At 70.6% G+C, this 14,142-nt stretch carries 14 protein-coding genes; 9 read left to right on the top strand and 5 right to left on the bottom strand.

The genetic code is table 11. The annotated features are described in order from the left end of the window. On the top strand, positions 1-2,020 hold a 2,020-nt coding region (locus D7V80_RS35745; protein ID WP_233585971.1), incomplete at its 5' end, for a glycoside hydrolase family 15 protein. Between the two features lie 5 nt (positions 2,021-2,025). Here D7V80_RS35745 and D7V80_RS35740 read toward each other — a convergent pair. Next, entirely contained in the window at positions 2,026-2,781 is a 756-nt protein-coding gene (locus tag D7V80_RS35740; RefSeq protein ID WP_120592350.1) for a DUF5953 family protein, read from the bottom strand. Continuing rightward, complete coding sequence (locus D7V80_RS35735; RefSeq protein WP_370452593.1) at positions 2,778-3,416, bottom strand: DUF6310 domain-containing protein; 639 nt, start codon at positions 3,414-3,416, stop codon at positions 2,778-2,780. Before D7V80_RS35735 ends, D7V80_RS35740 begins: the two co-directional genes overlap by 4 nt. Positions 3,417-3,890: 474 nt before the next feature. On the opposite strand from D7V80_RS35735, the gene D7V80_RS35730 reads away from it, so the two are divergent. From D7V80_RS35730 to D7V80_RS35700, 7 genes are all read left to right on the top strand, one after another. Then, entirely contained in the window at positions 3,891-5,069 is a 1,179-nt protein-coding gene (locus D7V80_RS35730) for a serine hydrolase (RefSeq protein ID WP_199738939.1), read from the top strand. Positions 5,070-5,179: 110 nt separating this feature from the next. Beyond that, a complete protein-coding gene (locus D7V80_RS35725; RefSeq protein WP_120592349.1) occupies positions 5,180-5,626 on the top strand; it encodes a Spy/CpxP family protein refolding chaperone in 447 nt (148 codons plus the stop codon). A gap of 102 nt (positions 5,627-5,728) precedes the next feature. Further along, positions 5,729-6,538 (top strand): hypothetical protein, encoded by an 810-nt coding sequence (locus D7V80_RS35720; protein ID WP_120592348.1) that lies wholly within the window; start codon positions 5,729-5,731, stop codon positions 6,536-6,538. After that, positions 6,535-7,416 carry an aldo/keto reductase gene (locus D7V80_RS35715; RefSeq protein WP_120592347.1) on the top strand — a complete coding sequence of 294 codons (882 nt, stop codon included), beginning with the start codon at positions 6,535-6,537 and terminating at the stop codon, positions 7,414-7,416. Before D7V80_RS35720 ends, D7V80_RS35715 begins: the two co-directional genes overlap by 4 nt. A 165-nt stretch (positions 7,417-7,581) precedes the next feature. Beyond that, entirely contained in the window at positions 7,582-7,827 is a 246-nt protein-coding gene (locus D7V80_RS35710; protein ID WP_120592346.1) for a FruA-associating protein, FapA, read from the top strand. Between the two features lie 102 nt (positions 7,828-7,929). Continuing rightward, positions 7,930-8,397: a (2Fe-2S)-binding protein gene (locus D7V80_RS35705; RefSeq protein WP_120592345.1), complete on the top strand. Its 468-nt coding sequence runs from the start codon at positions 7,930-7,932 to the stop codon at positions 8,395-8,397. Then, positions 8,394-10,601: a molybdopterin cofactor-binding domain-containing protein gene (locus tag D7V80_RS35700; protein ID WP_120592344.1), complete on the top strand. Its 2,208-nt coding sequence runs from the start codon at positions 8,394-8,396 to the stop codon at positions 10,599-10,601. The genes D7V80_RS35705 and D7V80_RS35700 overlap by 4 nt, the downstream gene beginning before the upstream one ends. Here the strand turns inward: D7V80_RS35700 and D7V80_RS35695 are convergent. Both D7V80_RS35695 and D7V80_RS35690 read right to left on the bottom strand, forming a co-directional pair. After that, positions 10,598-11,242: an Isoquinoline 1-oxidoreductase subunit gene (locus D7V80_RS35695; protein ID WP_120592352.1), complete on the bottom strand. Its 645-nt coding sequence runs from the start codon at positions 11,240-11,242 to the stop codon at positions 10,598-10,600. The two genes, D7V80_RS35700 and D7V80_RS35695, sit on opposite strands and share 4 nt — an antisense overlap. An 85-nt stretch (positions 11,243-11,327) precedes the next feature. Next, a complete protein-coding gene (locus D7V80_RS35690; RefSeq protein ID WP_120592343.1) occupies positions 11,328-12,518 on the bottom strand; it encodes a substrate-binding domain-containing protein in 1,191 nt (396 codons plus the stop codon). A 151-nt stretch (positions 12,519-12,669) separates the two neighbouring features. On the opposite strand from D7V80_RS35690, the gene D7V80_RS35685 reads away from it, so the two are divergent. Then, a complete protein-coding gene (locus tag D7V80_RS35685) occupies positions 12,670-13,503 on the top strand; it encodes a hypothetical protein (RefSeq protein WP_233585969.1) in 834 nt (277 codons plus the stop codon). A 29-nt stretch (positions 13,504-13,532) separates the two neighbouring features. On the opposite strand, the gene D7V80_RS35680 is transcribed toward D7V80_RS35685, so the two are convergent. Then, the coding region (locus D7V80_RS35680) for a molybdenum metabolism regulator (RefSeq protein WP_120592341.1) at positions 13,533-14,142 on the bottom strand (610 nt) is incomplete at its 5' end.

Below are 14,142 nucleotides of genomic sequence, written 5' to 3'. Positions count from 1 at the left end.
GGGTTGCCGGGTGGGGCCGTCTCGCGAGGGTCGCTACTTTGAGGGCGGGAGGTCGCGCTCCTGCCCCGCGACACGCCTGCTCATGGACCTCTACAGCGCCGCCAGGCGGATGGCCCGCCCCTTCCGGTTCACCAACCCGGCGTCCTACCGGGAGGTCCCCCTGGCGGGCCGCGGGGTGATTGGCGATGGAAGCTCCTGCGCGCTCGTCCGGCCGGACGGTGTCATCGACTGGCTCTGCTTCCCGCGCTTCGACAGCCCGAGCGTCTTCGCGGGCATCCTCGATGACGAGAAGGGTGGCATCACCGGCATCACCCCCGTCGTGTGGCCCTTCGAGAGCCTGCAGCGTTACGACCCGGACACCAACGTCCTGGAGACGCTGTTCCGCTTCGAGCGCAAGGGGGCCATCCGCATCATCGACTACATGCCGTGGACCAACGACCCGCGCTCCAACGTTCACGAGGTGCACCGGCGCATCGAGTGCCTGGAAGGCCCGGTGGAGCTGAACATCGTCTTCGACCCGCGCTTCGGTTACGGGGCATCGCGGACGCGGGTGGAGCGGGAGGAGCACGGCCTGGTCGCCCGCGGGTCGGGAGGGGAGCGGCTGGTCGCCGTGCTCAGCGGGGAGGCGGAGTGGCGGCCCTGCGTGTCGCTGCGCGGCCCGCCCTGCCGGGGAGACACGGGCCTCCAGACGCGCATCCGGATGGGGCCGGGCGAGCGGCGCTGGATGATCCTGTCGTGGGATTCCGACCGGCCGGAGCCGCTGGCCGCGTACCGGCCCTTCGACCACTTGCGGGATACGCGCCAGGCCTGGCGCGAGTGGGCGCAACAGCTCCACTACGAAGGGCCGTGGCGGCACCACGTGCTGCGCTCCGCGCTGGCGCTGAAGCTGCTGATGTACGGCCCCACGGGCGCGATGGTGGCCGCGCCCACCACCTCGCTCCCTGAATGGATTGGAGGGCCTCGCAACTGGGACTACCGCTTCAGCTGGGTCCGCGACTCCGCGATGGCGGTGCGCGCCACCAACCTCCTCGGCTTCCAGAGTGAGTCGCGCGAGTTCTTCTACTTCATGCGCGACACGCTGCAGCGCGGTGACACGCTTCAGGTGATGTACACGCTGGACGGTGCCTCCGTGCCGCCGGAGCATGAGCTGGACCACCTGGGTGGATTCCAGGGCTCGCGGCCGGTGCGGCTGGGGAACGGCGCGAGGGACCAATTCCAGTTCGACACCGCGGGCGCGCTGCTCGACGCGGCGTACCTCTACGAGCGCTCCGGCGGGCGGCTGCCGCTGCGCACCTGGAGGCTGCTCCGTTCGGTCATCCAGACCACCGCCCGCCGCTGGAGCGAGCCCGACCACGGCATCTGGGAGCCGCGCCGGGAGATGCGGCACAACGTCCACTCGAAGCTCATGGGGTGGCTGGCCCTGCGCCGGGGGCAGCACCTGGCACGGCTCTTCGGGGAGACTGCGCTGGAGCAGTCCAGTGCCGCCCTGGCGGACGTCATCCGGGCGGACATCCTGCGCAACGGCGTGGATCCGGCGCGCAAGCACTTCGTCGGAGTCTACGGAGGGAACGAGCCAGACGCCGCGCTGCTCCAGCTGCCCATCGTGGGCTGCTTCCGGGGGACGGATCCGTTCATCCTGAGGACGCTCGACTGGCTGCGCGCGGAGCTGGGCGCGGGCCCGTTCTTGCGCCGGTACCGGATGGGTGACGGGATAGAGGGGCCGGAGGGAGGCTTCATCCTCTGCGGCTTCTGGCTGGCGGAGGCGCTGGCGTTGGCCAATCGCATCCAGGAGGCCGAGGACGTCTTTGTCGCGCACGCGGAGGCGTCGAACCACCTGGGACTGCTGGCGGAGGAGATCCACCCGCTGACGCGCGAGCAGTTGGGAAACTTCCCACAGGCCTTCAGCCACCTCGGCCTCATCAGCGCCGCCGCGCGCATCGACCGCGCGCTCAGGCTCCGAGACGAAGGGCAGTCAGAGCCCCCGCACCTCCTGGAGCCCGAGCCGCCATCCATTGAGTGACCTTCTCAAGGCGCCGCACGCCCGCCGATCTCCGGGAACCGCTCATAGGCCCGCAGGAGCGCGTCCAGGTGGGCGGGGTTGTCCAGGTCGAGCGGTGCGTCAGTGAGCTGCACGACCCATCCGCCCGTCGCCGTACGCCGTGCCCGTGAAAGCAGCTCGGCGTCACGGGTCGGGTCCGGGAACCCGATGGCCTGCGCGGCCGGGGCAGACCAGTAGTTCAACCACCCGAGGCGATGCGGAATCTCAGGCGCGCGGATCTTCTCTGGCAGCTTGAGTGCTGGCAGCCCCCGGGGCGGACCCCCTGGTTTGCGGGCCGGATCACGTGTTTGCCGTGCGATCTCGACGCCTGCACCCGATGGCGTCGCATGCCCCCAAAACGCGTGGGCCCCGTCTGCCACGTCTCCAAGCACATCCGCTGCTGCCGCGATGACGGCCTCGTCCAGTGGCAGCTCTGCATGGACGTCGAGCAACGGCTGCCCGCCCGGTGATTGGCGCGCGGGAATCCGCGACCCAAAAATCGTAACCGGGTAGCGCTCATCACCGTTGCACACCAGAGGGAATCTCCCGTCCTTCGTCCCTTCTATGAGCCACGCGTCGCGCTGTGGCAATGCAATGAGGCGCCCGTCATCGGCAACTCTCCATTCCAAGCGCACTCCGGGGAGCACACGTTCCATCCCGTGGACGACAGCGAGTGTGCGAGCATCCTTACCGGCGAGAGCGGGCGCGTAGACAATGACGTCGAGGGTGCTTTGGGTGGTCATCGCTTGCACCCCGTGACCACGATGTCCAGTTCGGGCGCCGCGCGCTCCAGCGCTGTCTTGTGCGCGGCACTGCTCACGCCAACGACGAAGCCATATCCACAAGACTCCGCAATGTCCTTCTCTTCCCGCATCCTGGTTACCTGTTCGCTGATCACCTGACGTCGGAGGAAAGCACTGTACGTGTCGAATTGATGGGTCTTGATCTCCCACAGCTTGCGAGCGCCGACCTGCAACGCATCGAAGCGCACACCGCCAACAAGCACATCCATCCCGGGATAGCGGTTGGGTGGGAACGTGTCGGCACATTCATTATGCGGATCGTCCTCACCCGCGTGGGGAACGGGGACAGGTTCGCAACTGGCGCGTCCCGTCCGGTCCACGGGACTAGGCGGCACTGGCGGCTGCCAGTCTTGCCCCGCGGGTTTGGGCTTCAGCTTGGGCTCGCGTTGCGCTTCCGCATCCCGGGATGCCACCTTCGTTCCTCGTGAGGTGCCTGCTTCCTCGGGGTAGGCGTGGCGGAATTCGTATGCATCCAGCGCGTCCTTGATGGCGGCGCCGACCACCACCACGCCAAGCACGATCACGGCCCCCACGGCAATCTCAGGAGCCGCCAGCACGCAGAATCCGATTCCCACGGCTGCGGCATCCGCTGAAGCGATTGAGCATCTTCCCGTGGTGTCGTGGAACTCGAGCCGGTCATGGTCGAGGGTCCGATAGCACTTCTCCACCAACGCGGGCCAAGGCTGGGAAGCCTCACGGACGACGCACTGTCCCCCGTCAGTCCAGGGCAGCTTCGCCGCTCGCTGGAGGTTGACGAGCCTCGGGTTCCGCACCGTTCGCTCATTTCGGCCCGGTGCCGACGTAGCGCAGGCCGAGAGAACGAGCAGAAGTGCGATGCAAGCTCGAAGACGCATCATGGCCACGTCCTTTCAATCAAGCGAGCTGCTGGGGTCAAGGCCCGCCCGGAGCATGCCAGCGCGCAATCACTTCGAGGGTACCGCCCATGCAAGCCACACCGTGAATCCGCCGCATGGAGCAATCGGCCGTGGCCGCACTCGTTGTACGGACGCCAGGGTCTGCTTCATGTCTCGCGGATGGGAGCCCATTGCATGAAGAGGCTGCGCGCCTGGAGCCTGTGTGTGTTGCTTGCCAGCGGCTGTGCCACGACGTCGGCGGTTCGTGAGTCGCCGCCTGTCCCCGACGTCGCCGCGCTGGATGCGGAGGCGGCTCGCGCGATGTCCGCGACCGGCGCGAAGGGGCTGGCCATCGCGGTCATCGACAACGGCCGTGTCGTCGCGACCCGGGCCTATGGCTCCCGCGATGCGAAGGGTGAACCGCTGCGCACGGACACGGTGATGTATGGCGCGTCCATCACCAAGACGGTCTTCGCCTACGTCGTGATGCAACTGGCGGACGAGAAGCGCATCGACCTGGACACGTCCATCTCGAAGTACCTGGACAAGCCGCTGCCTGGATACCCGGACGAGGACCGCTATTCGACCTGGTCCCATCTGGCCGGCGACGAACGCTGGCGGGACATCACGCCTCGCGTGCTGCTGACCCACAGCGCGGGCTTCGCCAACTTCGGGTTCCTCGAACCTGACGAAAGGCTGCGCATCCATTTCGCTCCGGGCAGCCGCTTTGCCTACTCAGGCGACGGCATCATCCTGATGCAGTTCGTGCTCGAACGCGGGCTCGGGCTGGACGTGGGCGCGGAGATGCAACGGCGCGTGTTCGACCGCTTCGGCATGCGCACGACCAGCATGATGTGGCGGCCGGACTTCGCGCAGAACCTGGCCGACGGCTGGAAGCTCGACGGCAGCGTGGAGCCGCACGACGAACGCAGCAGGGTGCGCGCGGCGGGCTCCATGGACACCACGCTCGATGACCTGGCGCGCTTCGCCGCAGCGCTGGTGAACGGCGAGGGCCTGTCATCAGAAACCTTCGCCCGGATGACCTCTCCGCAGCTGCCCATCACCACCCGGAGCCAGTTCCCCACCCTCCAGGACGAACTGCCTCCGGAGTCGCGGCGCAAGGACCTGGCGGCGGGCCTGGGCGTGGTGGTGTTCGACGGCCCGCAGGGACGCGGGTTCTTCAAGAACGGGCACAACGACAGCACCGGCAACACCCTCGTGTGCCTGCCGCGGGGACGGCGCTGCGTGCTCATCCTGAGCAACGACGTCCGGGCAGAGCCCGCCTACCCCCACCTCGTTCGCTTCGTGTTGGGCGAGGCCGGGGTGCCCTGGGACTGGGAATACGGCGACATGGCCCTCTGGGACGGACGCTGAGCGGCCTTCACACTTCTTCACCGCGCGCTCAAATCACCGCAACCGGCGGCTTCCATATTGGCTCCAGTCAAGCAGCGGGAAACGACACCCCACTCCTGGAGCCACACGCCATGAAGAAGACGCTCGTCATCGCCGGTACCGCCGTCGTCGCCGTCACCCTGCTCACCGGTTTCGGCTGGGGCCGCCATCACCGCGGCACGCCCGACCCGGCGCGCATCAACCAGATGGTCACCTGGAAGCTGGACGACAAGCTGGATGACCTCAACGCCACCGAAGCGCAGCGCTCCTCCATCCAAGCCGTGAAGGACCGCCTCCTCAACGAAGGCCAGTCCCTCATGGAGGGCCAGCAGGCCGCACGCGCCGAGGCCGTCACCCAGCTGACGTCCGACGCGCCCGACGCCGCGAAGCTCCACTCCCTGGTGGACGCGCGCATCGACGCCGCTCGCGCCTTCGCCCACAAGGCGGTGGATGCCGTGCTCGAAGTCCACCGCACGCTCACTCCCGCCCAGCGCCAGGCGCTCGCCAGCGACTTCCGCGAGCACACCGCCGCGAAGTAGCCCCCCGGAGGGGGCCGCCCTGGGTGCGCTCGGCATGACACATTCCGTGTTTCAGCCTGAACCTTCGTGGGCAGGAATGACGCACGCGGTTATGGTCGGACGGTGGATTACACCGACTACGCTCGACGCATCCGCTCCCGCGCATCCCTGGGAGAACTCTCCGAATACGGCCAGGTACACGAAGGGGGGCGCGACTATCCCCTCTTCCGCCTCATCGTCCCGGGCGACCGATGGCTCGTCATCACGTCCGGCTTCCATGGGGAGGAACCCGCCGGTCCGCTGACGCTCGCGAAGCACCTGCCGGACATCGTCGCGTACGCGAAGTCCAAGGGCGTGGGCCTGCGCGTCTACCCGTGCATCAACCCCTCCGGCTTCGAGGACGGCACCCGCTACAACCGCAGCGGCGAGAAGCCCAACAACGACTTCATGCGCTACGAGATCGCCCCCGGCGAGTGGCGCGGCGAGCTCGTGGGCGACCCGCCCATCCTCCGCTGGGCCCTCTACGACGGCGGCCCCAAGGAGACGCGCGCGGTGCGCACGGACCTGGCGCGCTTCCCCGCCCCGGACGCCGCGCTCGACATCCACCAGGACAACTACCTGGGCGGCGTCGCCACGTACGCCTACGTCTTCGGGGACAAGGCCGCCTATCGCCCGCTGCAAGAGGCCGCCGCCGCGCATGCCACCGTGGTGAAGAGCCGCAAGGTGGATGACAACGCCTACGCCGACGAGCACGGCCTCATCGTCTTCCACGACGGCAGCGTCACCGACTGGTACATGCGCCAGGGCGTGCCGTACACCGCCGCGCTGGAGACCACCACGCCCACGTCGCAGGAGGCTTGCGACGCCGTGAACCTCATCTGGATCCGCGGTTTCATCGACCTGGCCGCGCGTGGAGAGGGCCCCACCCGATGATTCAACGTCCCCTGGGGAAGAGTGGCCTCACCGTGTCCGCGCTCGGCTTTGGCGCCGGGCCCGTGGGCAGTGAAGCGCTGAGCGACGCGGACGCGGAGGCGCTCCTCCACGGCGTGCTGGACGCGGGCATCACGCTCATCGACACCGCGCCCAGCTACGGCGTGTCCGAGGAGCGCATCGGCCGGTTCCTCGGTGCGCGCCGCCGTGAGTTCGTGCTGTCCACCAAGTGCGGCTACGGCGTGCCCGGCGTGGAGGACTGGACGCCCGAGTGCATCACGCGCGGCGTGGACCTGGCCCTCCAGCGCCTGCGCACCGACGTGCTGGACGTGCTGCACTTCCACTCGTGTCCTCCGGACGTGCTCCACCGCCCGGGGCTCATCGAAGCGCTCACCCGCGCGGTGGAGGCGGGCAAGGTGCGCGCCGCCGCGTACTCGGGCGACAACGCCGGGCTGGACGCCGCGCTGGAGACGGGCGCGTTCGCCGTGGTGCAGACGTCCGTGAACCTCTTCGACCAGCGCTCGCTGGACCATGGCGTGGCGAAGGCCCAGGAGCGCGGCGTGGGCGTCATCGCCAAGCGGCCCCTGGCCAACGCGCCGTGGCGCTTCCCCGGGCGCCCCTACGCGCACGACGTGGGCGAGTACTGGGAACGGATGCAGCGCATGGCCCTCCAGACGGATGGCCTGGACTGGCCCGAGCTGGCGCTGCGCTTCACCGCGTTCGCCCCGGGCGTGGCCACCTGCATCGTGGGCACCACGCGGCTGGACAACCTGCGCGCCAACGCACGCACCCTGGAGCAGGGTCCCCTCCCCGAGCCCACCGTTCAGGCCATCCGCGACGCCTTCCGTCGCCATGACACCGGGTGGGACGGCGTCATCTGACGCAGCCCGCCAGTCGGGCGTTCCGTCCTCCAGCGAAGATTTCAGCGTCGCCAACTGCTCACTACCGACGTTTGTCTCGTCCATCCGGGTCGGGTGCTCAGCCTGGGGGCCATGGCAACCATCCGGTCCATGAACGTGATGCCAGAGTCTGAGAAGGATGGAGAAATGGTGGAGCTGCACCCCACCTCGCTGGATCTGAACCAGGTGGAGCCCACCCCGCAGGTGGCGAACTGGCTGCGCATGCGCGCGAGCCAGTGGCTCACCACGGCGCAGAAGGACTTCAACGCGGCCCTCTTCGCGCGGGACGGTTCGGAGGCGTCGTTCGACCGCTACGCCGACGCACGCTCGGAGCTGGACTCCGCGGAGGCCTGGGCCCTGCGCGTCTCCGAGTTCGTCGCGCACGTGCGGTAGGTGCCGCGCGGTGGTGATGGGAGGCGGACGTTCGATGTCCACCTTTGCCGGAGCGCCTGAGCGGGACTGCTAGCCTCTCCTCCCCCTCGGAGGAGCCCGCGGATGGCCTTCACGCTGAACGTCAACGGAGCATCCCACTTCATCGACGAGGAGGAGGACATCCCCCTTCTCTACGTGCTGCGCGACACGCTGCGGCTCAACGGCGCGAAGTACGGCTGCGGCGTGGGCCAGTGCGGCGCGTGCACCGTGCTGCGTGACGGGGTGCCGGTGCGCTCCTGCGTCGTGCCCGCGGTGTCGCTCCAGGGACGGGAGGTCACCACGGTGGAGGGCCTGCGCGCTCCGGACGGCACGCTGCATGCGCTCCAGCGCGCGTTCCTCGCGGAGCAGGCAGGACAGTGCGCGTACTGCATCCCGGGGATGATCCTCTCCGCGGCGGGCCTCCTGCGCCGGAAGCCCTCGCCTACCGAGGCGGACATCCGCACCGCGCTGGATGCGAACCTGTGCCGGTGTGGCTCGCACAACCGCATCGTGCGCGCGGTCCAGCGCGCGGCGGCGGAGCTGGCGGAATGAGCGCTCCGGTCTCCCGCCGCTCGGTGTTGAAGGGGTCGCTGGTGCTGGCCTTCGCGCTCGCGGGGCCGGACGTCACCTGGGCCGCGCCCGGGCAGAAGAACGGCCTGCCCCAGGACCTGGCGCGCACGCCCGGGTTGGATGCGTGGATCCGCATTGGCGAGGACGGCGTCGTCACGTTGATGACGGGCAAGGTGGAGCTGGGCCAGGGCATCCTCACCGCGCTGGGGCAGCTGTGCGCGGAGGAACTGGACGTTGAGCCGTCGCGGCTGCGCGTCGTGTCCGGCGACACGCGCGTCTGTCCTCCTGAAGGCCCCACGGCCGGGAGCATGTCCATTCCCAATGGCGGCGCGGCGGTGCGGCAGGCCTCCGCGGAGGTGCGCGCGCTGCTGGTGGACATGGCCGCGAAGAAGCTGCGCGTCCCGGCGACGCGGCTCACCGTCCGGGACGGCACGCTGCAGGACACGGGCGGACGCGCGCGCATCACCTACTGGGAGCTCGTGGGAGGAAAGCGCCTCGAGCGCGAGGCCACCGGCACCGTCGCGCCCAAGCCCGCCGCACAACGCAAGCAGGTGGGCCGGTCCCTTCCCCGGATGGACCTGCCCGCGAAGGTGGTGGGAGAAGCGCGCTTCGTCCAGGACCTGCGCTCCGACTCGCTGGTGCACGGCCGCGTGGTGCGCGCGCCCTCGCCGGGTGCATCCCTGGTGGCGGTGGACTCCGCGCCGGTGGCCGCGATGACTGGCGTGCTCAAGGTGGTGCGGGATGGGAGCTTCCTGGGCGTCATCGCCTCGCGCGAATGGCAGGCGGTGAAGGCCGCCGCCGCGCTGGCCGCCGCCGCGCGCTGGAAGGACGGCGCACCCCTCCCCGAGGATCCGCATGCGTGGTTGCTGGCGCAGCCCACACGGGACACGGTCATCCACTCCGTGGAGCGCCCCACCGACGTCGCGCCCGCGCGCACGTTGGAGGCCACCTACCGCCGGCCGTACCAGATGCATGCGTCCATCGGTCCGTCCTGCGCGGTGGCGGAGTGGGACGGTTCCACGATGACCGTGCACACCCACAGCCAGAGCGTCTTCGAGACGGGCGAGGCCGTGGCGAGGATGCTGGGGCTGACGAAGGAGCAGGTGCACTGCCGGCACCAGGAGGGCTCCGGCTGCTACGGCCACAACGGCGCGGACGACGTGGCGGCGGACGCCGCGCTGCTCGCCCGCGCCCTGCCCGGCCGCGCGGTGCGCGTGCAGTGGTCGCGCGAGGACGAACACACGAACGAGCCCTATGGCTCCGCCATGGTGACCCGGGTGCGTGCGGGCGTGGACGCGAACGGGGACGTGCTCGACTGGGATTACGCGCTGTGGTCCACGTCGCATGGGACGCGGCCCGGGGGCAATCCCGGCAACCTGCTCGCGGGCCGTTCGCTGGCGAAGCCCTTCGCCCAGCCCACGCCGAGGAACGGCGGACCTCCGAACTACTCCGCCGACCGCAACGCCATCCCGCTGTATGCCTTTCCGGGTCAGGCCGTGACGACGCACTTCGTGACGGCGATGCCCGTGCGCGTGTCGTCCATGCGCGGCCTGGGGGCCTATGCGAACGTCTTCTCCATCGAGTCCTTCATGGACGAGCTGGCGCACGCCGCGAAGGTAGACCCCGCCGCGTTCCGGCTCCGGCAGCTCCGAGATGAGCGGGCAAAGGCAGTCATCGTCCGCGCGACGGAGCGGTTCGGCTGGGAGCGCTTCCAGCGCAGGCCGCACCATGGACGCGGGCTCGCCTTCGCCCGGTACAAGAACCTGGCCGCATACTGCGCGGTGTGCATGGAGGTCTTCGTGCCTCCGGACACGCTGGTGCCGCGCGTGGTGCGCGCCGTGCTCGCCGCCGACGCGGGCGAGGTGGTCAACCCGGATGGGCTCGCCAACCAGTTGGAAGGCGGGCTCATCCAGTCCCTGAGCTGGAGCCTGAAGGAGGCCGTGCGCTTCGACTCGCGGCGCATCCTGTCTCGCGACTGGGAGGGCTATCCCCTCCTCACCTTCTCCGAAGCACCGCCCGTGGACGTGCAGCTCATCGACCGGCCGGAGGAACCATTCCTCGGCGCGGGGGAAGCGAGCCAGGGCCCTTCGGCCGCGGCGCTCGCCAACGCCGTGTTCGACGCCACGGGCCTGCGCGTGCGCGACCTGCCCATCACCGCGGAGCGGCTGAAGGCCCTGCGCGGTTAGGGCTTCGGGCAGTGGGCGCCGGTGTCCACCCAGGCCTGGATGAGCGCGCCGAACTCCGCCTGCGTCCCGGGCACCGGCTCACGTCCGGGGCCCGGATTCCAACCCCAACCCACGAGCACGTCCTCCGCCATGTGGTGTTGGATGGCGGCCAGGTCCTTGCCGCCATTGCGCTTCGGGTCCTTGAGCTGCTCGCAGATTTCGCCCAGCGAGCGGCCAATCCACGCCATCTCCACCGGGGCCAGGGCCCACTTGGGATTGCCCGGGATGCTCGCCACGGTGGCCCCCACCGTGGGCGTGTTCGCCGCCTGATGGCAGGCCGTGCAGGGCAGGCCGGGCGCGCCGTGGCCCTCCTCGCCGCCCACCACCGCCGGGACATGCGCCTGCTGGCGCATGCCCTGCCGGGGCCGCCCGTCCGGCGGGTGGCAGTTCGTGCAGCGCGGATGGGCAATCACCCTCCCCGCCTCCACGAAGAGCGCCACGGAGCGCGCCTGCGGGTCCTCGATGCGCGCGAAGGACGCCACGGGTCTCAGCGCATTCGGGACCACGGGCGCTTCGGCCTCGGGCGTCCGCGTCGCGCTCCGGCAGCCCGTGAGCGCGGCGACAGCACACGACAGCAGGAGGACGGCGCGGAGGCTTCGCATCGCGAGGCAGCGTGACATGGGACGACAGGGGCCAGCCATTCTGGCCTCCGCCGAATGTCCACCTTCCGGCCCCGACGTGCGGCCCTCAGCGCCCCACGCCCATGCGCGTCCACAGGTCCAACAGCGTGCGCAGCACGGACGCGTCCGGCACGTCCGCCGCGGGAGGCACGTCCACGCGGATGCCGTGCGCCGCCAGCCGCGTGAAGGGGTTGTTCGCGTCCGGCGTCTTCAGCGGCACGGAGGGATCCGCCGGCCGGAAGCCGAACGCCAGCGCGCGGGCCTGCACCTCCGGGCTGCGCAGGAAGGCCACCCACTCCAGCGCCGCCTCGCGCTGCTCGGGCGTCACCCAGTCCGCCTGGAGCACCGCCGCCGGATGGTCGCTCCACAGCGTCACCGGCGGATAGTCCACCCGCAGCGCCCCCCACCGGCCCTGGGCATGGTCCAGGTGCGCGATGGCCAGGCTCTCGTACACCAGCGCCAGGTCGTAGCGGGATGGCCCGTAGCGCACCAGGTCCGTCATGAACGTGCCCGTGGACGGCTCGAAGCGCGTCACGCCCCGCTCCAGTCCCTGGAGCCAGGCCTGATAGCCCGGATCCAGCAGGTCCCCTTCCTTCACGCCCTCGCGCCGGCCCAGGTACTCCAGCGTCGCGGACAGGAGCGCCTGTAGACCGGAGTTGGACTTCCGCGGGTCCGTATGGCCCAGCTTCACGAAGCCCCACTCCGGCGGGCCGCCCACCACGGGCCAGCCCCGGTCGCTCGCCACCGCGCGCTGGAGCGTCTTCCACGACAGGGCCGCGCCCCCACCCGCCTTGCGCAGCACCTCCATCCGGTCCTGCCAGCCCACGAACACGAGCGGCGTAATCACCAGCGGATGCGGCGCGGCGTCTCCCTGCGTGGCGAACAGCGGCCCATGCGAGGCGTCCGTCGCCCAGTCCGCCGCGAGCATGCGCAGCTCCGCGCTGTCCGCCGGGCTCCACACCGTGGGCTTCTCCCGCCCTTCCAGGATGGCCTGCGCCGCCTCCAGCGAGCCCCGCCCCACCAGCGTCACCCGCACCCGCGGATGCGTCCGCTCGAACTCCGCGAGCGCCGCCTCCACCCACGCGCGCTTCTCCGTGCTGTAGAGGAACGTGATGTCCGTCACCCGCCGCCGCGACGGCAGCACGGTGGACTCCGGCTCCGGCGTCACCGGCGGGGGCGCCATCGGGGCCGCCAGCAGGTAGAACACCCCCAGCAACGCGGCCAGCATGCCAATGAGGAGGAGAGCCCGGGGCTTCATGCTCCCCCTCGTACCCCGGGTCGCGGTCCCGGAAAGCCCACCGGTGCTTTTGTCACAACCCTGTCACTCACGGCCTCTCCCCTGCCCACTCCCCGTCCAGGGACCGTTCCGCTGGTTTGTTTGTCCTCATAGGGCTGGCAGAATGGGCCGGATGATGACACTGGCACGAAGCATCGCGCTCCTGGGACTGGGAGCGGTGTTCGGGGGCTGCGCGGCGAAGCAGGCCCCGCCCGTCCAGCACTACGCGCTGGGCATGTCCCGGGCGGAGTATCGGGATTACACGGGGGCGAAGGCGAGCCCCTGCGACGCGGAGCCGCGCTGGTTCCAGGACGAGCTGACCGCGGTGAACGGCCTGCTGGCCCGCTTCGTCAAGGAGACGGACCAGGCCCTGGACCCGAAGGCGCTGGAGCACGCGAAGCACCTGGCGCTGCTGGAGGAGGGCCTGCGCACGCTGCCCCCGGTGCTGAAGGTGCACGAGAACAACCTCCAGGCGCTGAAGGCCTGCGGCTTCCGGAGCACGGGCGCGTTCCCGGAGCTGGCCCGGCGCGGCGGGGAGCTCTTGACGGAGACGCGGGAGCGGATGGAGCTGGGGCCCCGGATCCAAGCAGCCGCGGCGCTGCGCGAGGCGCAGAAGCAGTGGCGCGAGCAGGGCGGTGAGCGCGAGGCCAAGGCGCGCGAGACGTGGTGCCCGAAGCCCTCCAAGGTGGGCCAGCCGGACCTCTTCTTCGCGCGCGTGTCGCCGGACGGGCGCACCGAATGGTTCTTCTGCGACGGCCACGTCGTGGAAAAGTCCGGAGACGCGGAGCCCGCGCTGCTGAGCCCGGAGGGGCTGTCGAAGGCGGAGCGCCGCCGGGTGCAGGCGAAAAAGTACCTGGACGCGGCGCAGGCCTACCCCACGGAGGAGATGGACCGCGAGCCCACGGCCGACACCCTCCAGAAGCCCGCCGCGGCCTCGGGTGGCAGCGCGGCGGGAAGCGCTCCGTAGGCAGGGGCGTGACGCGCGGGCGTCCGGCGTCACGCTCCCAGCCGGGCGAGCCGCTTGGACAGGTGCGCGTCGCCCCCCGCGTCCACGCCGCCCACGAAGGCGGCCAGCGACTGGCCCACGCCGGACAGGTGGGCCTCCACGTGCGGCTTGAGCGCGGTCCAGCGCTTCGTCCAGGCGTCCTCGGAGCCGTCGCGCAGGTCGGGGCGCTCGGAGAGGAGCGCCGTCACGCGCAGCGCCAGCTCCGGGTCGTTGAGCGTCCGCGCGGCGGCCACGCCCGGCGGCACCGAGCCCGCGGGCGCGGCCTTCCACATCTCCGCCGCGCGCTGGAAGGCGGCCACGTCCACCTGGGACAAGAGGCCCAGCGCGTGGCGCACCGGCAGCCGTCCTTCCGCCTTGGGCCCCACCACGTGCGCCATCAGCGCGGCGAAGGGCGCGGCCAGGGCCGGGTGCGCCGCGGGGTCCACGCCGCCCAGGGCGCGGAGCGCGTGGCGGGCCTTGCGTGACAGCCGCGTCACCCTCCAGCTGGGCCCCTTGAGCTTCGACTGGAGCAGCGCGAGCGCGGACGCGGCGGCGGTCACGGCTTCCGGGCCGGGCGTGGCGGCGGCCACGCGGCGCGGCAGCACGAGCGCGGGCGGCGGC

It is taken from the genome of Corallococcus sp. CA054B (genome assembly GCF_003611625.1).
Classification (GTDB): domain Bacteria; phylum Myxococcota; class Myxococcia; order Myxococcales; family Myxococcaceae; genus Corallococcus; species Corallococcus coralloides.
The sequence above is the reverse complement of the archived record's forward strand: the minus strand, read 5'-3'. Positions and strand labels throughout refer to the sequence as shown.

What these genes read in the sequence shown, in the direction of transcription:
- D7V80_RS35695 (WP_120592352.1), bottom strand. Translation starts at nt 11,242, where the DNA reads ATGCGAAGCCTCCGCGCCGTCCTCCTGCTGTCGTGTGCTGTCGCCGCG.
- D7V80_RS35715 (WP_120592347.1), top strand. Translation starts at nt 6,535, where the DNA reads ATGATTCAACGTCCCCTGGGGAAGAGTGGCCTCACCGTGTCCGCGCTC.
- D7V80_RS35730 (WP_199738939.1), top strand. Translation starts at nt 3,891, where the DNA reads ATGAAGAGGCTGCGCGCCTGGAGCCTGTGTGTGTTGCTTGCCAGCGGC.
- D7V80_RS35690 (WP_120592343.1), bottom strand. Translation starts at nt 12,518, where the DNA reads ATGAAGCCCCGGGCTCTCCTCCTCATTGGCATGCTGGCCGCGTTGCTG.
- D7V80_RS35700 (WP_120592344.1), top strand. Translation starts at nt 8,394, where the DNA reads ATGAGCGCTCCGGTCTCCCGCCGCTCGGTGTTGAAGGGGTCGCTGGTG.
- D7V80_RS35705 (WP_120592345.1), top strand. Translation starts at nt 7,930, where the DNA reads ATGGCCTTCACGCTGAACGTCAACGGAGCATCCCACTTCATCGACGAG.
- D7V80_RS35725 (WP_120592349.1), top strand. Translation starts at nt 5,180, where the DNA reads ATGAAGAAGACGCTCGTCATCGCCGGTACCGCCGTCGTCGCCGTCACC.
- D7V80_RS35740 (WP_120592350.1), bottom strand. Translation starts at nt 2,781, where the DNA reads ATGACCACCCAAAGCACCCTCGACGTCATTGTCTACGCGCCCGCTCTC.
- D7V80_RS35685 (WP_233585969.1), top strand. Translation starts at nt 12,670, where the DNA reads ATGATGACACTGGCACGAAGCATCGCGCTCCTGGGACTGGGAGCGGTG.
- D7V80_RS35710 (WP_120592346.1), top strand. Translation starts at nt 7,582, where the DNA reads ATGGTGGAGCTGCACCCCACCTCGCTGGATCTGAACCAGGTGGAGCCC.